The sequence below is a fragment of the Frankia sp. CcMO1 genome (assembly GCF_977945845.1).
Window position 1 is genome coordinate 1 of record NZ_CDWTMG010000067.1, and the last position, 20,131, is coordinate 20,131.

Annotated in this window: 14 protein-coding genes and 1 riboswitch; of the genes, 12 read left to right on the plus strand and 2 right to left on the minus strand. The window is 71.8% G+C overall.

Going from position 1 to position 20,131, the window contains the following annotated elements; genetic code table 11:
- The 10 genes from AC08OU_RS10820 to AC08OU_RS10865 all read left to right on the plus strand — a co-directional run.
- On the plus strand, nucleotides 1-360 hold a 360-nt coding region (locus tag AC08OU_RS10820; RefSeq protein ID WP_476604826.1), incomplete at its 5' end, for an amidohydrolase family protein.
- 218 nt (nucleotides 361-578) lie between these two features.
- Nucleotides 579-935, plus strand: a complete 357-nt coding sequence (locus AC08OU_RS10825) for a four-helix bundle copper-binding protein (RefSeq protein ID WP_011437376.1) — start codon at nucleotides 579-581, stop codon at nucleotides 933-935.
- Between the two features lie 801 nt (nucleotides 936-1,736).
- Nucleotides 1,737-2,201: an alpha/beta fold hydrolase gene (locus AC08OU_RS10830; protein WP_462186044.1), complete on the plus strand. Its 465-nt coding sequence runs from the start codon at nucleotides 1,737-1,739 to the stop codon at nucleotides 2,199-2,201.
- 599 nt (nucleotides 2,202-2,800) lie between these two features.
- Nucleotides 2,801-2,954: riboswitch (cyclic di-AMP (ydaO/yuaA leader) on the plus strand.
- 481 nt (nucleotides 2,955-3,435) lie between these two features.
- Complete coding sequence (locus AC08OU_RS10835) at nucleotides 3,436-4,185, plus strand: peptidoglycan-binding protein (RefSeq protein WP_462203602.1); 750 nt, start codon at nucleotides 3,436-3,438, stop codon at nucleotides 4,183-4,185.
- A 224-nt stretch (nucleotides 4,186-4,409) separates the two neighbouring features.
- On the plus strand, nucleotides 4,410-5,246 hold the full coding sequence (locus tag AC08OU_RS10840; protein ID WP_476604827.1) for an AfsR/SARP family transcriptional regulator: 837 nt from the start codon (nucleotides 4,410-4,412) through the stop codon (nucleotides 5,244-5,246).
- 289 nt (nucleotides 5,247-5,535) lie between these two features.
- Nucleotides 5,536-5,646 carry a lasso RiPP family leader peptide-containing protein gene (locus AC08OU_RS10845; protein WP_476593204.1) on the plus strand — a complete coding sequence of 37 codons (111 nt, stop codon included), beginning with the start codon at nucleotides 5,536-5,538 and terminating at the stop codon, nucleotides 5,644-5,646.
- Nucleotides 5,643-7,538 (plus strand): asparagine synthase-related protein, encoded by a 1,896-nt coding sequence (locus AC08OU_RS10850; protein ID WP_476604828.1) that lies wholly within the window; start codon nucleotides 5,643-5,645, stop codon nucleotides 7,536-7,538. Before AC08OU_RS10845 ends, AC08OU_RS10850 begins: the two co-directional genes overlap by 4 nt.
- Before the next feature lie 6 nt (nucleotides 7,539-7,544).
- Nucleotides 7,545-7,862 carry a lasso peptide biosynthesis PqqD family chaperone gene (locus AC08OU_RS10855; RefSeq protein WP_476604829.1) on the plus strand — a complete coding sequence of 106 codons (318 nt, stop codon included), beginning with the start codon at nucleotides 7,545-7,547 and terminating at the stop codon, nucleotides 7,860-7,862.
- Nucleotides 7,859-8,371 carry a lasso peptide biosynthesis B2 protein gene (locus AC08OU_RS10860; RefSeq protein ID WP_462186037.1) on the plus strand — a complete coding sequence of 171 codons (513 nt, stop codon included), beginning with the start codon at nucleotides 7,859-7,861 and terminating at the stop codon, nucleotides 8,369-8,371. The genes AC08OU_RS10855 and AC08OU_RS10860 overlap by 4 nt, the downstream gene beginning before the upstream one ends.
- The gene (locus tag AC08OU_RS10865) at nucleotides 8,349-10,301 is read left to right on the plus strand and encodes an ABC transporter ATP-binding protein (protein ID WP_476600894.1); all 1,953 of its coding nucleotides are present in this window, start codon (nucleotides 8,349-8,351) and stop codon (nucleotides 10,299-10,301) included. Before AC08OU_RS10860 ends, AC08OU_RS10865 begins: the two co-directional genes overlap by 23 nt.
- A gap of 39 nt (nucleotides 10,302-10,340) precedes the next feature.
- Here the strand turns inward: AC08OU_RS10865 and AC08OU_RS10870 are convergent, their stop codons facing one another.
- Complete coding sequence (locus AC08OU_RS10870) at nucleotides 10,341-11,816, minus strand: acyl-CoA synthetase (RefSeq protein WP_476600896.1); 1,476 nt, start codon at nucleotides 11,814-11,816, stop codon at nucleotides 10,341-10,343.
- Nucleotides 11,817-12,010: 194 nt separating this feature from the next.
- Between AC08OU_RS10870 and tnpA the strand changes: the two genes are divergently transcribed.
- Together tnpA and AC08OU_RS10880 are read left to right on the plus strand one after the other, a co-directional pair.
- Entirely contained in the window at nucleotides 12,011-12,433 is a 423-nt protein-coding gene (tnpA, locus tag AC08OU_RS10875; protein ID WP_476600898.1) for an IS200/IS605 family transposase, read from the plus strand.
- Nucleotides 12,409-13,158: an RNA-guided endonuclease InsQ/TnpB family protein gene (locus AC08OU_RS10880; protein WP_476600900.1), complete on the plus strand. Its 750-nt coding sequence runs from the start codon at nucleotides 12,409-12,411 to the stop codon at nucleotides 13,156-13,158. The genes tnpA and AC08OU_RS10880 overlap by 25 nt, the downstream gene beginning before the upstream one ends.
- Nucleotides 13,159-13,419: 261 nt before the next feature.
- On the opposite strand, the gene AC08OU_RS10885 is transcribed toward AC08OU_RS10880, so the two are convergent.
- On the minus strand, nucleotides 13,420-19,551 hold the full coding sequence (locus tag AC08OU_RS10885; protein ID WP_476600902.1) for an SDR family NAD(P)-dependent oxidoreductase: 6,132 nt from the start codon (nucleotides 19,549-19,551) through the stop codon (nucleotides 13,420-13,422).
- Nucleotides 19,552-20,131 lie beyond the last annotated feature (580 nt).

Below are 20,131 nucleotides of genomic sequence, written 5' to 3' on the forward strand. Positions count from 1 at the left end.
GCCCGGCACCGCACCCGGCACGGCACGAACCTGGCCGAGATCAGCCGGCTGCGCCGCGCCGGGCTCACCCCGCCCGAGGCGCTGCTCGCCGCGACCGCGACCGGAGCCCGGCTCTTCGGACTGGGGGAGGGAGCCGGCCGTATCGCCGTCGGCTCCGCCTTCGACGCGATCCTGCTCGACGCGGACCCCGGGGACCTGTCGGTCTTCGAGCGGCCGGGCGCCGTGAGCGGGGTGTTCCTTGGCGGTCGTGCGGTGCTGCCCCACCCGCGGCTGCCCGGGAACCTGGTCCGCCCCACCATGGTGATGGAAGAGGTGCCGAGAATCGCTCCCGAGCGGCCCGCGGCGTCGCCGTCCAGCTGACTCTCCCGTTTTCTAGAATGTTCACGAAATATCAAAAGAAATACCCTTAGTATGGCTTCGCGGGCTTTCGTCGGATCCGCTCTGGGACGGCGATTGACCGAGATGCGGATCGGCCCCCGAAAGCTATTGTCGTAGGGGCCCCGCTGCCGGCTGCCGTCAGGTGGCCCGGGCCATTTGCTGGTACGGGGTGCCGCGTCTCCAATGCCTGGAGGGTTCTCATGCAGCACGCTGAAATGATCAATAAGAACATGCGGAAGGCCATCGAGGAGTGTATGTCCTGCTCGGCCCTGTGCGAGGAGACGATCTCCTACTGCATGGACATGCCGGGCGCCATGATGGAGTCGGCGAACATGCGGCTGATGATGGACTGCGCAGCCGTCACCAGGACCTGCGCCGACATGATGTGCCGGATGTCGCCGATGCACGGGGAAATGTGCGCGATGTGCGCGCGGATCTGCGTGATGTGCGCTGAGATGTGCGAGAGGATGCCGCAGGATCAGCAGCTCGCCAAGCTCGCCGGCGCATGCCGATCCTGCGCGGAGAGCTGCAACACGATGGTGGGCGCCGCCGCCTGAGCGGCGTCCGGCCCGACGGCGCCGGGGCGTAGCCGGCGATCACCCGACTCCGCCCCGACGTCCGGGGCCGTGCAGCTGTGCGGCGCCACGTGCCACGTGCCACGTGGCCTCGGTCACGACTGGTGGCTACGGTTACGTATCCTCGGGCGGACATGGGGTGAAACACCTGAGTAACAATATTGACCATGTTGACAGGTAGCCGTCGGATAGGCAGAATATGGTCATGTCCTCCTGGGTGGATCGGATGACCCCCCTGGTCATCCGTGGCCACATCGATTTCCTGCGAGTGGCCTCGTCCGGTTGTCCGGCCCGGCCACTTCACGTGCTTTACTAGCCTCCTCGGCTTTCCCTCGCTCGGTGTTCTCTCTGGCGTTCTCCTTATTCATGGCCGCTCGATATGTCTGTCTCCAGATCGTCATTGCCTGCGTGGACGCCAGCTGCCTCGGTATCGATGTCCGGTCAGTACCGGGTACATCTCTGGACGGTTTCCGATCGGAGCATGCTGTGTCGTCCCTGGTTTCGTCAGCATACGTTTATCCGCGCCCCCATGGGGACGTAATGAAGTAACAAATACGTGATCGAGAGCATCATCGCAGGTCACAAGCCTGTGGAGGGTTCGAAACGCGCAAGTTATTTCATTTCGACTCCCATGGATATGTGGGGGGGTCGGGAACCCGTTACTGGCCCAGCGGTGATCCAACCCACTCGAGAAGAGCCAGTGTCGTCCTTCTCCCCGGTCGGGGAGAATCCGCCGAACATTTCGAGGGCCTGGCTTTCCGGCTCGCGCTCGACGGATATCAGGTGACGTTTCTCGACCACGGGAGAGACACCGTCCTCGCCCTTGGTGAGGCGCGTGCCCCCGAGGGTCCGTTCATCCTGCTGGGTTCGGACAGCGGGGCCCTGCGGGCGTTGGTCGGCGCCGGTTCGCCAGCCGTCCGGCCGGATGCCCTCGTGTTGCTCGACCTGCCGCTGGTGTACCGAAAGATCGCGGGCGAGGGTCCGGGACAGCCGATCCCACGGTCGCTGCCCGACCTGCCGGTCCTACTGCTCCACGCCGAGCGAGACGAGGTCAGCCCGCTTGCGCTGGTGCGCATGATGACGCGGACCGCGCGCCGGGCCCGGCTGGCGTCGCTACCCGGGGGGCGTGGCGTGCTCGCCGGCCCCGGTCGGCGTGCGGTCGGCGCGCACATCCTGCTGTTCCTCGAGAACCTCCGTGCCCCGCGGCTGGCCCCACGGCAACGGCAGCGGGACCGGCCGCTCGACTGATCTCGCCCGGTGCCGGGCGCGCCCGCGTGCCGCTCTGATCGGGGTGTGCCTCCGCGGGAGTCCCAATCGCTCAGCAGGCGTTTCCTTGGCGGGTGCCGGCGCGAATCACGCGGGTCCATCGTCCGTCCCGTACCGCGTCGTCTGTTTTCCAACGGCGCCGGCTTCGAGTCTGCGGCTCGAAGCCGGCGCCGTTCGCGTTTGCGTACCCGCCCACACGCCACCCGACCCCCGGTCCAAGTTTCCCGCCCGCCGGGGGTTGCCGGGGTGCGCGGGGGCGCAGGGATTGCCGGGCGGCCGGGCGGTCCCGGTGACTACCGGTCCCCGTGACTACCGGTCCCCGTGGCCACCGGTCCCCGTCGCGACAGACCGGTCATATCGCCAAGATCCGGTCGTGACGGGTGATCTGTGTCGCTACCGGTAGCTGCTATTGATGTCCGAGAGTTGCGGTACCGCAGCGTTATGCACGTATCGTGACCAACATGCGCCCAGATTCGGCGCAACTCGTACTTGTCACTACGGTCTGTAGTTCGCTACGGTTGCGAGGTATCAACAGCTCCGGGCCGACGCCGAGTTCTGCCCACGGTCCGGAGCTCCCTCCGAGAGACCTTGGGCAGAAGCGGGGGAACCACGTTCCTTCGGGTGGCTCGTTGCGGGCCGCCCTTGGGGTTAAGCCGTTACGCGCACGCCGCGGAAACGGCCGGGCTTCCCGGCCCGAACCCGACAGCTAACCTCGCAGGCGTACGGGAAGGACTCGACGTTGCCTGTGTTTCAGGAACGCTCGGCTCCGGTCTTTTGGACCGTGACGCCGTTCGGCGCGACCCGCGGTGCGTCCCCGCCATATTGGGCGCCGTTCTCGCCCTGACGTCTTCGCGAGAACGTGCCATCCGGTCGGTGCCCGTACCGGCCGATCGCGCTGACGCGCGATACCACCAGCTCGGCTGAAAGCCACCTGACCTCGTCATCCGTGGTCGGCTGACCCCTGCCGTCCACCGGGCCCGCCAGGCCCGGAACGGAATGACCGCGGCCGCCTGCCGGGCTGCTCAGCCCATCGACCCCGGAATCCTCAGGGTGCGTCGATCGGTCGTCCCCGGACGGACCCTCGGCGCACCGGGGGACCGGCACTGGGTGCTGCTCTTCTCCAGCGCGGTCGTCTCCGCTCGCCCTCCTTTGAGCGGCATCCCTCCCCTCGATCACCAGTCTGTGCTCGACGACACCGAAATGAGATGTCAAAGAAATGGCCAAGGGAAAGCATCGGAAAAATTCCACCCGGACCCGGGGCGCCGTTGTCGCCGCCGTCGGTGTGATCGGCGCCGGCGCCGGCATGCTCGCCACCGCGAGCCCGGCCAGGGCCGCCACCACGGTCCCCGATGTGACGATCGCCAGCGCGGCCGCGAACGCGGGACTGCCCGGCTGCCGCGGCGTCCCGCTGGCCACCTGGGTCGCGGTGGCTCTTGCGGAGTCCGGCGGCAACCCCTACGCCCACGCCACCTCCGGCGAGGACTCGCGCGGCCTGTGGCAGATCAACATGCGGGCCCACGCCGGCTGGGTGGGTAACCGCAACCTCTACGACCCAACCGTCAACGTCTGGGCGGCGAAGAAGGTCTGTGAAGGCCAGGGCATCACCGCCTGGAGCGCCTACACCAAGGGCATGCACTACCGCTACCTGGCCCGGGGACAGGCAGCGGCGGCGGCCGTCTCGCGCGGCGCGCGGTTCACGAACGTCTCCTACTCCTCGCTGGCTGCCCCGGCGCGTGCGGCCGTGGTGGCGCCTGCGGCCCGCTACCCGTCGCTGGCCATCGGCCTCGGGTTCCGCCTCGACGTCCACCAGATCCAGAAGAGGCTAGCCAGCCTTGGCTACCCGATCAGCGTGGATGGGAAGTTCGGGTACCAGACCAACCACATGGTCAAGGACTTCCAGCTGAAGCACGGTCTGGTGGTCGACGGGATCGTCGGGCCGCAGACGCGGGCGAAGCTCGGGATCTGACCCTGATCGAGGCCCGCCGACCGGGCGCCGGCGCTCTCGGGCGGTGTTCCCGACCCGCCCGAGATCGCTGCTCGATATCCGCATGCACCGGATGACTACCCGGGGTGAGCTGGGGGTATTCAGCCACCGGGCCAGCACCGGGCCGGGAGACGGCACCGGCCCGGGCGGGACCAGCCGGCCCGCACGGGAAAACCGAAACGGGGGCCCGATCGATGAGAGCCACGATGCTCGACGACTACCTATCTGAGGCGAGTCCGAACGCATCTTCCGCGACCGGGGCCGGCCTCCTGTTCGCGGTCCTGGGACCGCTGGAGGTGCGGCGATCCTCGGGTGAGCAGGTCCGCATCGACCAGCGCAAGAAGCGCATCCTGCTGCTGACCCTGCTGCTGCACGCCGGCCAGTGGGTGAGTGTGGACGGGATGCGGCTCGCGCTCTGGCAGGATGCCCCGCCGCGCTCCGCTGGGGGCAACATCAAGACTTATCTCTCGGAGCTGCGGCACACCCTCCGGCCGCCCCTGGGCACGCCCGGAGCCGGGGGGAACGGCCCCGGGCGCATCGAGAGCCGGCCGGGGGAGTACCGCCTGGTCGTTGCGCCCGGTGAGATCGACGCTAAGCGGTTCGAATCGGCCGCTGAGCAGGGCCGCGCCGCCGTGCGTGCCGGCTCACCGGAACGCGCCGCCGGGTTTTTCGAAGGTGCCCTCGCGCTGTGGCGGGGGGACGCGTTCGACGAGCTCCCGGCGGAGATCGCAGGCGCGGAGGTCCTCCGGCTGGAGGAGGCTCGCTGGGCGGTGTGCGAGGACCTGATCGACGCCCGCCTGGCCCTCAGCGAGTACGATCGGGTGCTGCCGACCCTGCGGGCGCTCACGGTCGAACATCCGACCCGGGAACGTCCCTGGGCCCAACTGATCCTCGCGTTGGAACACACCGGCCGGCGGGCCGAGGCACTGGCCGAGTACCAGACGGTCTACCGGCGGCTGGTGACCGAACTCGGGATCGAGCCCGGTGTCGAACTGCGGCGTGCCCATCAGCATGTACTGAATCCGGACTCGTGGATCACCTGATACCACGGCCGTTCCGGCCGAGTCGTGCGGCGGCCGAGTTATGGGGACCTGAGCACGGTCCAGGGACCGCAGACCGTGCTCAGGTCCCCCAAATTCACCACCGGAGGTCAGCTGAACCGCCAGTGAACCCGGCGGGGGAATTTCAACCAGACGGGCCGGACCAGCTGGCCGGCGCCCGCGCCACGGGCGCGGCGCCGTCGTGTATCGCCACCGGCGCGCGTCGCAAGGGTGCGCGTCGCAAGGGTGCGCGTCACAGCGCGGGCGCGCGGAAACCGCTGAGGAGAAGACGATGAAGGCTACCTACCTCCCCCCGCGACTGGAGGATGCCGGCAGCTTCGCCGCAGTGACGAACGGCCGCTGGGGCTGGGGGCGTGACTATTTCTGGCGGCGTTTTGCGTGACGGCGGCCGGGGTGGCGGTGGTCCCGATTCCGTCCTGCTGGTTTCTGGTGCTGGCCGACCGTGATCCCGTCGTGCGTCCGCCGGGGGTCCGTCACATGCTGCGGTACGCCTCCGGGCGGCCGTGGATCGTCGGCAACTGGCCGGACGACGCCATGGTCAGTGCCGTCGCCGGGCGCTCGCGACTGGCCCTGATCGGGTGTGCCGCGACCAACGCGCGACAGCTCCTGCGGCTGCTTCTCACGGCCCGTGACGTGCATGCTCTCGACCTCGCGCGCGCGGTGGCCGGCGACTACCACGTGATCGCCGACATCGACGGCCACCGTCGTATCCAGGGCAGCCCGACGGGAACCCGGCGGGTTTTCACCGCCCGGCTGGGCAGCCAGCTGGTCGCCGCCGACCGCGCCGACGTGCTCGCCCGGCTCACGGGCGCCCCGCTGAACCGGGCGGCGCTGGCTCTGTCGCTGCTCGACCCGTCACCGCCCCATCCGCTCGACGACCTGGTGCTCTGGGAGTCGATCGACGCGCTGCCCCCGGATCACTACCTTCTCGTCGGCCCTGACGAGAAGGCCACTGTCCTGCGGTGGTGGCGTCGACCGGCACCGGTGCGGTCCCGTGCGGAGGGGGCGCCGACCCTGCGGGCGGCTCTCGCCGAGGCCGTGGCGGCGCGGGTCGCCGGCGGCGGGACGGTGAGCTGTGATCTGTCGGGTGGGCTGGACTCCACCTCGGTGTGCTGCCTGGCCGCGCGCGGCCCCGCCGACGTGGTCGCGCTCACCGGGATCGCCCGCGATCCCGGTGACGACGACGCCCAGTGGGCCGCGCGGGCCGCGGCCACGCTCCCCGGCGTCACGCGCGAGGTCCTGCCCGCCGCCGGGCTTCCCCTCGTCTACGACGGTATTGCCGACGCCGACGAACCGCTCGACCGGCCGTTCGTCGGCATCGTCGACCGGGCGAAGCTGCGCGCGGGTCTTGACCGGGTCGCGCTGTACGGGCCGCGGGTGCACCTCACCGGGTTCGGTGGCGACGAGGTCGCCTATGGCTGTCCCGCCTACCTCCCCCGGTTGTTGCGCCGCCGGCCCTGGCGGGCGCTGCACGACCTGCGCGGACACCGAGCGCAGGAGGGCTGGCCGCGGATGGCGTGTCTGCGGATGATGTGGCCGCGCGGCTACCGGGACTGCCTCGCCGACATGGCCGATGCGCTCGACCAGGCCCACCGTCCGGCCGGTTCCTCCGGTTCCTCCGGTTTCGGCCGATCCCACCCGGGCGTCCTGGCCCCGCTCGACTGGGCCTTTCCGCCTGTGGTCCCGGGTTGGCTCACGCCGGCGGCCCTCGACCTGCTGGCCGGAGCGTTCGCGGAGGCCGCCCGGCGCGCCTGGCCGCTGGCCGAGACCCGGGACGGCCACGCCGATCTCTTCGCCATCCGCGCCGGCGCGGCGGTGTTCCGGCTGTTCGACCAGCTCGCCGATCCGGTCGGCCCGCCGCTCGCCGCTCCCTTCCTCGACGATCGGGTGGTCCGGGCGGCGCTGGCGGTGCGGCCCGAGGAGCGCACCGGTCCGTGGGAGTACAAACCGTTGTTGAAGGAGGCCATGCGCCGGGTGGTGCCGCAGGAATGCCTGCGCCGCGAGACCAAGGCGGATGCCGCCGCCGAGGCGGATCAGGGCCTGCGCGCCAGCCAGGACGTCCTGGTGAAGCTGTGCGATGACAGCCCGTTGGCCGATCTCGGCCTGATCGAGCCGGACGCGCTGCGCCAGGCGTGCCGATCTTCGTCCGTACCTGGTCATCGCCACCAGGCGCTGCAACCGACGTTCGCGGTGGACGCGTGGCTGCGGGTGCTCGCGAGCCGGCGGAGCCCTGACTGCGCTACCGGAGAAGTGAGTGAGCTACCGGAGGAGTGAGTGATCATGGTGACGCTGCGGCCTGACGTAGTGCGGGCGCCGACCGAGTACGGAGCGGTGCTCCTCCATATCGACAACGGCCGGTACTGGACCCTCAACCCCTCGGGTGACCTGGTGCTGCGGATCCTGCTCGACGGCGGCGACACGGCAGCCGCCGCCCGCGGGCTGTGTGAGGCCAGCGAGGTTGACCCGGAGACGGCGCGCCGCGACGTGGAGGGTCTGCTCGCCCAACTCGCGGACGTGGGCCTCATCGAGGCTGAGCCCGAACCCCGATGGTCACCCGAGACCGAGGCGGTCTGCGATCCCCGGGCGCAGGCCCGGTGACCGCGCCGATGGTGGTCGAGCGGCCGGAGGCGAAACCGTCCCTCGCTCGTCGGCTCGGCGCGCTGGTCGCCGTGGGGATCGCGCGGGTGCTCGCGACCCAGTCGCCGGCCCGCATCTGCCGGGTGCTCACGGAGGTGGGCGCGGGCGCCCGCCCGGCCGACTATGACACCGCGCTCGCCGCCCGGCAGGCGGTGACAGCCGTGAGCCTCACCTGCCGCGGCGCGCGGGGCTGCGTTCCCCGCTCGATAGCGACCGCCCTGCTGTGCCGGTTGACCGGAACGTTCCCGACGTGGCGTGTGGGGGTGCGCACCATCGCGCCGTTCGCCGCGCACGCGTGGGTCGAGGCGGACGGAGTGATCGTGGGGGAGTCGATGCCGGCCGGCTACCTGCGGCCGCTGCTCAGCGTCGGTCCGGGAACGGGAACCGGGCCGCGTCGCGCGGGCGGGCTTCGTGGGAGTGGCGGGCTTCGCGGAAGGGGCGTGCCTCGTGACGAGGGCGTACGTCGTTGAGGGGGAGGGCCAGGGAGTTGCCCGGGGGCCCGCGTTGCGGGGCGTCGCGGAACTCTGGGCGCTGCTGTGCGGCCGTCGCGGGGCGGTGGCGATCGCCACGGCGCTGACCGTGGTCGGCACCGCCGTCGGGGTGCTCCAACCGCTGCTCGTGATGCGGGTGATCGACGCTGCGCAGGCGGGGGGTATTCCCGGCTGGCTCATCGGGGCGCTGCTGGGTCTGTTCGTCGGCCAGGCGATGATCGACACCGCCGGGCACTACCTGCTCGAGCGCGTCGGCCAGGGCGTCCTGCTCGGCCTGCGCACCAGCCTGATCGGCCACCTGCTGCGGCTGCGCATGCGGGTGTTCGACACGCGGCGGATCGGGGATCTGATCTCCCGCGCGAATACCGACACGACCGTGGTGCGGGAGGCGGTGGCGTACAGCTTCACCTCCCTGGTCACCAGCGTGATCGGCGTCGTCGGCGCCGTCGCCCTGATGATCTGGTTGAACCCCTGGCTGTTCCTGCTCGTGCTCGGGGTGGTGGCGGTGGCCGGGGTCGTGGTATTCGGCGCGCTGTCCCGGATCAGGACGGTGTCCGAACGCGGGCAGGCCAGCGTCGGCGGCATGACCGCCGACCTGGAGCGCGCCCTCACCGCGATCCGTACCGTGCGGGCGAACCGCGCCGAGGGGCGGGAGGCCGCGCGCATCGGCGACCACGCCGCGGCCGCATACCAGGCCGGCATCCGGATGGCGAAGCTGGACTCGATCATCGCCCCCGCGATGCAGCTCGCGGTGCAGGGAAGCGTGCTGGTCGTGCTCCTGGTCGGCGGGATCCTGGTGGCGCGCGGTTCGGCCTCGCTCGGCAGCCTGGTCGCCTTCCTGCTGTATGCCACCTACCTGGTGATGCCGTTGTCGCAGCTCATCGAGGCGGCGGCGACCATCCAGCGGGGGATGGGGGCGCTGTCGCGGGTCAACGCGGTGTTCGCGCTGCCCCGGGAGGGCGACGACGAGCCGGTGCACGGTCCGCTGCGCCCCGTGGCGGCCGCGGCCCCCGGCGGGACGCGCCCGCCGGCACCGTTGTCACCCTCACCCTCGTCACGAGTGTCATCCTTGTCCTTGTCACGCAGGGAGCCGCCGAATCCGCAGGTGCCGTCGATCGAGTTCCGTGACGTCTGGTTCGGCTACGCGGAGACGCCGGTGCTGCGCGGGGTGTCGTTCACGGTGCCGTCCCGCGGGCACGTCGCGCTGGTCGGGCCGTCCGGTGCCGGCAAGTCCACCATCCTGGAGCTCGTCGAGCGATTCTACGAGCCGGACGCCGGAATGATCCTCTTCGCCGGCCACGACGTCCGCGCGATGCCCCGCGCGACCGCCCGCGGGTGGGTCGGGCTGGTCGAGCAGAACACCCCGGTGCTGCACGGCAGCCTGCGGGACAACATCACCTACGCGGCGCCGGAGGCGACCGAGGAGCAGATCACCGCGGTCCTGGCCACGGCGGGGCTGCGGGACTTCACCGACCGGCTGCCCGAGCGGCTCCGGACCCCGGTTGGTGATCATGGTGTGCTGCTCTCCGGCGGGGAACGGCAGCGGGTCGCGATCGCCCGCGCGCTGATCGCTCAGCCCGCGGTGCTGCTCCTGGACGAGCCCACGGCCCAGCTGGACAGCGTCAACGAGCAGGCGCTCACCCGCGCGATGCGCCGGATCGCCGCCGAGCGGGCACTGCTGGTCATTGCCCACCGGATCTCCACGGTGCGGGCTGCGGATCTCATCCTCGTGCTGAACGAGGGCCGCGTGGTCGCGCAGGGCCCGCACGAGGAGCTGATGGCGACCAGCGCGTTCTACCGCGGCCTCGCCACGGGCCTGCCGGCCGGTCCCGCCAGCCCCGCTGGGCCGGTCAGCCCGCCAGGGCGCGGGCGAGCAGGGACCGCAGGGCCTCCCGCCCCGGTGGGGTGAGCACCCCGAGCACGCTCTCCTCGACGCCGTGACCTGCCCTCAGGGCGTTTCCGGGGGAGCCAGGGCGGACTTGCGGATCTTGCCCATCGAGTTGCGGGGGAGCTCGGTCACCAGGTGGATCTCCCGGGGCCGCTTGTGGATGGACAGCTCCCGCGCCACGAAGTCGATGAGCGCCTCGCTCGCCGTCGTCTCGCTCGCCGTCTCGCTCGGTGTCCCGCCCGGCGCCCCGCCCGGTATCCCGCCCGCCGCACCGGCCAGGCCGGGGGCGATGACGAAGGCGGCGATGCGCTGCCCGAGGTCGTCGTCCGGCAGCCCGACGACGGCGGCCTCGCGCACGGCCGGGTGGGCCAGCAGCACGGCCTCGACCTCGCCCGCGCCCACCCGGTAACCGCCGCTCTTGATGAGGTCGGTGGATCGGCGCCCGACGATTCGGTGGTGGCCGTCCGGGGCGACGACCGCGGCGTCGCCGGTGCGGAACCAGCCGTCCGCGGTGAACGACGCGGCGGTGACCTCCGGGCGCCCCAGGTACCCGTCGAACAGGGTGGAACCGCGGACCTGCAGCTCGCCGATGCTCTCCCCGTCCGCGGGCAGCTCGGCCCCCGTCTCGTCGTCCACGAGCCGGGTCCGCACTCCCGGCAGGGTGGTGCCGACCCAGCCCGCCCGGCGCTCCCCGTCCGCTCGGGCGCTGATGGTGATCAACGTCTCGGTCATCCCGTACCGTTCGATCGGGGCGAGGCCGGTGAGGCCGGCGAGCCGGTCGATCACCGGCATCGGCAGGGGGGCACTGCCCGAGACGAGCAGCCGGGCCGAGGCCAGGGCGCGGGCGGTGGTCGGATCGTCACAGACCCGGGACCACACGGTCGGCACGCCGAAGTACAGGGTCCCCCCGGCCGCCGCGTACGCCGTCGGGGTCGGGCGGACGGTGTGGATCAACCGGCTGCCGGCCCGCAGCGCCCCGAGCACACCCAGGACCAGGCCGTGGACGTGGAACAGCGGCAGTCCGTGCACGAGCGTGTCCTCGGGCGTCCAGGCCCAGGCGTCGGCGAGGGCGTCCAGATCGGCGGCGATGGCCGGGGCGGACAGCACCACGCCTTTGGGGGCTCCGGTCGTCCCGGAGGTGTAGAGGATGAGCGCCGGTCCGGCCCCCCCGGACCCGGACCCGGCAGCCCCCGACCGTGCGGTGAGATCGACCGGCACGGTGGGGATCGTGAGGTCGTCCCAGGCGGGGCTGCCGAGCAGCAGGGCGGCGCCCGAGTCGCGCAGGATGTGACCGCGTTCACGCGGCCCGGAGTCGGGCGGCACGGGTACCGCCGGCACCCCGGCGAGCAGGCAGCCGACGACCGAGAGGACGGTGGCCATCGTCGCCTCGGCGTGCACGGCCACCGCCGGCGCGCCGGCCACCCGACCGGCGACGACGGACGCGGCCGCGAAGAGCTCGGCGCGGGTGAACTCGACCTCCCCGACCTGGACGGCGGGGCCGTCGTGCTCGACGGCTGGCAGTGGGAACAGCGTCACTCCGTCATAATCCCATGGCTGAACCCGTCGACGCTCAGCTCCGCCCAGACCGCCGCCGAGGTGCTGTGCGCGTCGATTCACAGCCGGAGCATCGAACCACCAGTCGCCTCCGGGGGGAGTGTCGCTTTCAGGCGACAGGGGAATCCGGTACGGACTGTAACGGTTATGCCGGCCATGCTGATATAGTCGGTGGCGTGGGGCGGTGGGTGACGACGGGCGCGGGCGGGGCCTACGACCTTGGCTATCACGTCGTCTGGTGCCCCAAATATCGCAGGCCGGTACTCGTCGGCCCGGTCCGTGACCGGCTGGACGCGCTGCTGCGCGAGAAGTGCACCGAGCACGACTGGCCGGTCGTCGCGCTGGAGATCGCACCTGACCACGTGCACCTGTTCGTGAAGGCTCATCCAAAGCACGCCCCGTCGTACATCGCCAACCAGGTGAAGGGCTTCACGTCCCACGTGCTGCGCGCCGAGTTCGCGCACCTGCGGTCCCGGCTGCCCACCCTGTGGTCGCGGTCGTACTTCGTCGCCACTGTCGGCGCGGTCTCCGCCGACACGGTCCGGCGGTACATCGACACGCAGAACGAACGGCCGTGGCGGCCGGTAGCCGCCCGGTGAGACGGACCTTCAGGTTCCAGCTCCGCCCGACCGGCCACCAGACAGCCGCCTTGGGCGCGATGCTCGACGACCACCGGGCGCTCTACAACGCCGCCCTTCAGGAACGCCGCGACGCCTACCGGCATCCGAGCCGGACGACGGTCCGCTACGGCAATCCCCGGTTCGCCGGGCGGGCGGCGGGCAGGCTGGCCGCCGCGCAGCGGGACCTGTCCCGCAAGCAGCGCGGCTCGAAGCGGCGCCGCAAGGCCGTCGCGCGGGTCGCGGCGCAACACTGCGCCGTCGTCCGGCAGCGTCTCGACCTCGCCCACAAGACCGCGCTCGGGCTGGTCCGCGACCACGACCTGATCGCCGTGGAGAACCTGAACATCAAGGGCATGACCCGCCGGGTCATGCCCAGGCCCGACCCGGAGACGCCCGGTGTCTTCCTGTCGAACGGGCAGGCCGCCAAGACGGGGCTGAACAAGAGCATCCTCGATGCGGGATGGGGGGTGTTCCTCACCGTGCTGCACGCCAAGGCTGAAAGCGCCGGACGGGCCGTCGTCGGGGCGCCACCCGCCAATACGTCCCGTACCTGCGCCGAATGTGGCCACTGCGCCGCCGGGAACCGCAGAACACAGGCCGCGTTTGTCTGTCAGGCATGCGGCCACAGCGCGCACGCCGACGTCAACGCGGCTACCAACATCCTCAGGGCCGGGCTGGCCCTTCAGGCAGCGCAAGCCGCCTGAGAAGCCGGCGCCTTTAGACGTCGGAGTAGTCACGCGGAGGATCTCGCCCCGAAGATCCCGCACGGGCCCGACCCGGAGCCGTTCGTCGCGGGGGTCCGGCGGTTCGCCGACGCCGGGTTCACCGAAGTCGCCCTGCTCCAGATCGGTCCAGATCAGGGCGGCTTCTGCGACTTCTACGAACGCGTCCTCAGGCCGGCGCTGGCCGCCTTGTGACCCGAGGTCCGGTGACCCGATGGCCCCGGGGGTAGACCGGTCACCGCATCAGCGCCGCTCCAGTTCCGTGGGCCGGCCCAGTTCTGCAAGCCACTGGTGGAGGACTGCGGCGGTGGAGGCGGCGTGTTCGTTCATCATCGTCTGGTGATTGCCGGCGGCGTCGAGCCTTTCGTGCTCCATCACCCAGTCGGTCACCCAGGCCTGGCCATCCCCGTCAGGGTTCTCGGCGACCGCCTGCTGGGGCATGCGCTCCATCGCCCGGACGAGGACGACCGGCGCGTCGACGGTGGTCGGCCGCCAGCCCTCGAACAGGTCCAGGTAGGCGCCCTGCGCGGTGACCTGTGCCTCCGTCATCAGCGCGAAGGCCTGGTCGTTGAGGGCGACGCCGCGAAGCTCCTCCTGGATGTCGCCCTCGGGGATGCGGTCCCCGGGTAGCCACGTGTCGAGCAGCACCACCGCCCCGGGGCGGATCCCGCGGGCCTCCAGCCGGGCCGCGATCGCATGTGCCAGCCAGCCGCCCGAGGAGTAACCCGCGAGCACGATGGGGATCTCGTCGAACGCCCGGGCGATGGTCTCGGCATGCAGGTCAACGACGAGATCCGCGGTGGCCGGAAGCAGCTCCCCGTCGCCGAATCCGGGATGCGGCAGCGCGTACACGTCCCGCCGGCCATGCAGGTGCAGGGCAAGGCGGGCGAAGTTGTGCGGTCCCGACGGGGCGACCATCGAGGGCAGGCAGACGATGGTGGGCCTGGCCGGACCCGAGGCGAGTCTCACCGGCGCGGCGGGCGCGCCGAAGGCCTCGACGGTGCGGAAGACGGGCCTGAGCCGGGCGACGGCCCGCAGGACACCGACGCCCTCGGCGAACTTGCCGTCCGTGCACGCCTGTCGGTACAGCTCGCGCACGCCGATCGGCGCGACCTGCGTCCCGGCCCGCGCGGGGGGCCTGCCGGGCACGATGTCCGGGTGCCGCTGGGTGGCGAGGGTGGCGAGGGCGTCGAGATGGCGGGTGAGCTCGCAGACCGTCGGATGCTCGAAGACAACGGGCGTGGCCAGGGTGAGGCCGGTGGCGGCGGCCAGTCGGCGGCTGAGCTGCACCGAGGCCAGTGAGTCGAAGCCGAGTTCGAGGAAGCGGCGCTGCGGGTCCACGTCGTCGGGCGACGGGTGCCCGAGGATGGCCGCGGCCTCCGCCCGCACGAGGTCGAACAGCGCGCGGGCGCGGGCGGGCCCGGGCAGCGTCCCGTAGTCCACTCGGGCGGGGGGCGCGTCGGTGCCGGTCGGCTCGGCGTCCCCCTCGGGTCCGGCCGTCGTGGACCGGCTCCATAGATCGTCGAAGAAATGCCCAGGGCGGGCGGCGGTGAAGGGTGGGAGGAAGCGATCCCAGTCGACGTCGGCGACGGTGAGCGCGGCCTGCCCGCCCGCGACCGCCCGGGTGAGCGCGGTGACCGCTGCGTCGGGGGGCAGCGGGGTCAGGCCACGGCGGCCCAGGGAGTCACGGAACGTGGCCTCGGCGCCCATTCCGGCGTCGGCCCACGGGCCGAATGCGACAGAGGTGGCGGCGAGACCGAGCGCGCGCCGCCGCGCGGCGAGGGCGTCGAGGTAGGCGTTGCCCGCGCTGTAGGCGGACTGGCCGCCACTGCCCCAGGTCGCCGACACCGACGAGAACAGGACGAAGGCCTCCAGCCTGGTGCCGTCGATCCCGTCGATCCCGTCGATCCCGTCGATCCCGTCGAGTAGCCGGTCGAGGCCGGCGGCGCCGGCGACCTTCCTGGCCACGACCTCCGCGAACTCCCCGAGATCGAGTTTGTGCAGGGCGGTCACCTGTCCCATGACACCGGCCGCGTGTACGACGGCGGACACCGGCCGGCCCGCCTTGGCCAGTCTCCGCAGCAGAGCGGCGAGCTGTTCGTGCTCTCCCACGTCGCAGGCCTCGATGATCGCCTCGGCGCCGAGGGCGGCGAGTTCGGCGCGTAGTTCCTCCGCCCCCGGAGCCGCGGGGCCACGGCGGCTGACGAGGACGATCCGGCGCGCACCGTCGCGGGCGAGCCGGCGGGCGGCATGCGCGCCGAGGGCGCCGGTGCCACCGGTGATCAGGACCGTGCCGTGGGGCCGCCACGCTGGTGGGACGGTGTCGGCTGGTAGGACGGTGTCGGCCCTGACGAGGCGGGGTACCAACAGCCCGGTGGCACGGGCGGCGAGCTGGTCCTCGCCACCGGGGGCGGTGAGGGCGGAGCCGAACCACGCCAGCGTCTGATCGTCGAGGTCGGTCGGGATGTCGATCAGACCGCCCCAGGTGCCGGGGTCCTCCAGAGCGAGGGTGCGGCCGAGTCCCCACATCATGGCCTGGTCCGGGGCGGTGACGGGGTCGTCGGGACCGGTGGTGACCGCGCCGCGGGTGACGCACCACAGCGGTGCGGGCACGTCGAGGTCGTGCAGCGCCTGGACGAGCGGGACGGTGAGGGCGAGCCCGGTGGTCAGTGCCGGATGGATGCGGTGCGGCGTGTCGTCGAGGGCGAGCAGGGACAGGACGCCGCGTACCGCCTGCACCGTCTTCTTCCCGATCTTCTTCCCGGCGAGGCCGCCGCCCGACGGCGGCATGGCGTTCGACAGCAGTACGGCGTTCGACAGCAGCGCCGCGACCCGGGCGCGGTCGGCGTCGTCGCCGGTGAGGGTGAGGGTGACGGCCGTGCCGCCGAGGCGTTCGATGATCCAGCAGAGGCGGGAGAGCATGTCCTCGTCAACGCCGGCGGCCGGGGTCAGCACCGGCCACACGCCGGACAGCGGTGGCGCCGCGATGGCCTGGGCCGTCACGGCGGTGGTGACGTCCGCGGAGTCCAGGGGCCGCCACTCGGTGCGGTAGGACCAGCCGTCCGGGCCCGCCGCGCGGGCCGTCCCGACGGTCGGGCTACGGGGCGCGGGGACGGCGGTGGTCCCGTCGAGCCAGTAGCGCCTGCGCTGGAACGGGTAGGTGGGCAGCTCCCGGTGCCGGGCGCCGCGTCCTCGGTACAGGGCGTGCCAGTCGACGTCGACGCCGTGGACGTGCAGTTCGGCCAGGGCAGTGAGGAGGGTGTCGGGTTCGGGGCGGCCGGCACGGGACGCCGCCGCGGCCACCGTGTCGCGGGCGTCGCGGGTGTTCTGGGCGTCCCGGGTGCTCTGGGTACTCTCGGTGCTCTGGGCGTCGGCGGCTAGGCAGGCCGGCAGGAGCGCGGTCAGGACGGCGTCGGGGCCGAGTTCGAGGTAGGCGACGGCGCCTTCGCGGTGCAGGCGACGGGCGGCGTCGAGGAAGCGGACGGGTTCGCGGACGTGGCGTACCCAGTGGTCGGGGGTGGTGAGCCCGGCCTGGAGGCCGAGGTCGCCGGTCCGGGTGGAGACGACGGGGATGGCCGGCGGGGAGTAGATGATCTTCTCGGCGACGGCTCGGAACCGGTCGAGCATGTCGTCCATGTGCGGGGAGTGAAAAGCGTGGCTGACCGTCAGCCGCCTGATGGCGCGGCCGCGTTCGGCCCAGCCGACGGCGACGCGCTCGACGAGGTCGGCGTCGCCGGCGATGACGGTGGCGCTCGGGCCGTTGACGGTGGCGATCTCGACCCGCCTGGCGAGCCCGGCGAGGGACTCGGCGACCTCCGCCTCGCCGGCGCGGATGGCGGTCATGGCTCCGCCGGCGCGGCAGGCTTGCATGAGCCGGCCGCGGGCCGCGACGAGAGCGCAGGCGTCGTCGAGGGCCCACACTCCGGCGACGTGGGCGGCGGTGAGCTCGCCGATGGAGTGCCCGGCGAGGATCCCCGGGGCGAGACCCCAGGATTCGAGGAGCCGGAACAGCGCGGTCTCGAAGGCGAACAGCGCGGGCTGGGTGTACTCGGTGCGGTCGAGCGCCGCCGCGCCCGGGGAACCGGCGGGGGCGAACATGACGTCGCGCAGTGGGTATTCGAGATGCGGCGCGAAGTGGGCACAGACGTCGTCGAGGGCGTCGGCGAAGGCCGGGTAGGCCGCATGGAGTTCGCGGCCCATCCCGGGGCGTTGGCTGCCCTGCCCGGTGAACAGGAAGGCGGTTGCGCCCCGGGCGGTTCCGCTTCGGCTCAGCGCCGGTCGGACCGTGCCCAGGACCAGCCCGGCGGTGGGGCGGGCCTCGGCCAGAGCAGCCAGGATCCCGGTCAGGGTCCCGGTCCCGGCCAGGTGCGTGCCGCTGCTGCACGCCGCCGATCCGCGGACGACGGCGACGGCGCGGTGCTCGAAGTGGGTGCGACCCGCCAGGGTGTATCCCGCGTCCAGGGGGGAGATCTCGGGATGGCGCTCCAGGTGCGTGCCGAGCCGGGCGGCCGCCGAACGTAGCGCCGCGTCGCCGCGGCCGGACAGGACGACAGGCACCGGGGCGCTCGCCGGGTTCTCCCCGGCGCGGTCCGCACCCACGGCGTCCGTTCCCGGCCCGGGCGGTGCTTCCTCGAGCACGGCATGAGCGTTGGTGCCGCTTACCCCGAACGCTGACACCGCCGCCCGTCGCGGCCGGCCATCCTGGCGCTGCCAGGGGACGTTCCCGGTGAGCAGGGCGACGTCGCCCGCCGACCAGTCCACGTGCGGGGACGCCTCGCGCACGTGCAGGGTCCGCGGCAGGACGCCGTGCCGCATCGCCTGCACCATCTTGATGATCCCGGCGACGCCGGCGGCGGCCTGGGTGTGGCCGATGTTCGACTTCAGGGACCCGAGGTAGACGGGCCGCCGCGCCGCACGGTCCTGGCCGTAGGTGGCTCGGTCCTGGCCGTAGGTGGCGATGACGGCCCGGGCCTCGATCGGGTCACCGAGCGTCGTGCCGGTGCCGTGCGCCTCCACCGCGTCGACGTCGGCGGCGCGCAGCCCCGCGTTGGCCAGCGCCTGGCGGATCAGGCGCTGCTGGGACAGGCCGTTCGGCGCGGTCATCCCGTTGCTGGCGCCGTCCTGGTTGATCGCGGTGCCACGCAGGACCGCGAGGACGTGATGGCCGTTACGGCGGGCGTCGGAGAGCCGTTCCAGCAGCAGCACGCCCGCGCCGTCGGCCCAGCCGGTGCCGTCGGCGTCGGCGGAGAACGCCTTGCACCGCCCGTCCGGCGCCAGGCCCCGCTTGCGGCTGAACTCCACCAGGATCCCTGGGGTCGACATCACGGTCACCCCACCGGCCAGGGCGAGGTCGCATTCGTCGGCCCGCAGCGCCTGGCCGGCCAGATGCACCGCCACCAGAGACGAGGAACACTGGGTGTCGATGGTCAACGCGGGCCCTTCCAGGCCGAGCGTGTAGGAGACGCGGCCGGCGATCACGCCGGAGGCGTTGCCGGTGAGCAGCTGTCCCTGGGCTTCGGCGGGCGCCGCATGCCAGGCGGGGCCATAGTCCTGCAGCGACACCCCGGTGAAGATGCCGGTCCGGCTGCCCCGCAGCGACCGTGGGTCGAGGCCCGCGTGCTCCAGAACCTCCCAGGAGATCTCCAGCATCAGCCGCTGCTGCGGGTCCACGGCCTGCGCCTCGCGCGGACCGATACCGAAGAATCCCGGGTCGAACAGCGCGATGCCGGGCAGGAACCCGCCATGGCGGGTGTAGGCGGTGCCAGGCTGATCGGGATCAGGATCGTAGAGCGCGTCGAGGTCCCAGCCCCGGTCGTCGGGCAGGCCGCCGACGGCATCCCGGCCCTCTCGTACCAGGTCCCACAGGGCTTCTGGTGAGTCGGTGCCGCCGGGCAGCCGGCAGGCCATGCCGATGATGACGACGGGATCATGGCCCCGGAACGACTCCGAGCCGACCTCGCCGGTGGCGGGAACGGCGACGGCCGCGGGAACGGCCGCGGGAACGGCGGTGGTCGCGGCGGGCTCGTCGATACCCAGCAACTCACGGCGCAGATGGCCGGCGAGGGCCTCGGGGGATGGCCGGTCGAACAACAGCGTGGCGGGCAGGCGCAGACCCGTCGCCGCGGACAGTTCGTCCCGCAGCCGCTCGGCGATGCCGCGGTACACCCCGAGACCACGCCAGGAGGATTCCCGGCCGAGGATGGCCGCGTCGCCGCTGCGCTCGGTCAGCACGGCGACCCGGCCGGCTATCAGGTCCAGCAGGAGCTCGCACTGGGCCGCCTCCGATCGGCCGGCCAGCCGGAGACGCCACGCCTCGCTCGCCCCACCACCGGTGCCGCGCGGCGATCGTGCCTGGATTTCGCGCGTATCGTGCATGCAAACTCCCAGCGTCCTATTCAATGAGGAAACGACGCGTCGGCGACAGCCGCGTCCGTCGCCGGGCGTTCGCCTTCGTCCGTTTCGGCGACGGGTCGACGGACAACGAAGAAGGCCGCCACGGATCAAAGTCAGGGTCAGCCGTTAGCGCTCGGTACGGAGTGGGACAAAATCCCGGAAAGCTGGAGCCGAGAACGACTTGGAATATCTCCTCTGGACGCGGAAGGGTAGGGCTCAGGCAACCGGCGAGGAGTCGGGTCGCGGAGCCGTCCGCTCTCCGTCGAGAGTGCGACGTCCCCATCTTCTCAGGGTACGACCATGCCGGCCGGGGGTGCGTGTCGTCGGTCACGTGTGAATAAGCATGAACGCCATGGGAGTCGAAATGAAATAACTTGCGCGTTTCGAACCCTCCACAGGCCTGTGACCTGCGATGATGCTCTCGATCACGTATTTGTTACTTCATTACGTCCCCATGGTGCCCGATGCTGCGTTTGGGCTTCAAACGTCCTGGCGCGATCGGGCCATGTGGGGTCTTCGAAGTTAACCGGGGTGGGCGTGAGACCCCAGCCAGTTTGGTAAC

Coding starts and splice junctions, on each gene's coding strand:
- AC08OU_RS10825 (WP_011437376.1), top strand. CDS start 579: ATGCAGCACGCTGAAATGATCAATAAGAACATGCGGAAGGCCATCGAG.
- AC08OU_RS10835 (WP_462203602.1), top strand. CDS start 3,436: ATGGCCAAGGGAAAGCATCGGAAAAATTCCACCCGGACCCGGGGCGCC.
- AC08OU_RS10840 (WP_476604827.1), top strand. CDS start 4,410: ATGCTCGACGACTACCTATCTGAGGCGAGTCCGAACGCATCTTCCGCG.
- AC08OU_RS10845 (WP_476593204.1), top strand. CDS start 5,536: ATGAAGGCTACCTACCTCCCCCCGCGACTGGAGGATGCCGGCAGCTTC.
- AC08OU_RS10855 (WP_476604829.1), top strand. CDS start 7,545: ATGGTGACGCTGCGGCCTGACGTAGTGCGGGCGCCGACCGAGTACGGA.
- AC08OU_RS10885 (WP_476600902.1), bottom strand. CDS start 19,551: ATGCACGATACGCGCGAAATCCAGGCACGATCGCCGCGCGGCACCGGT.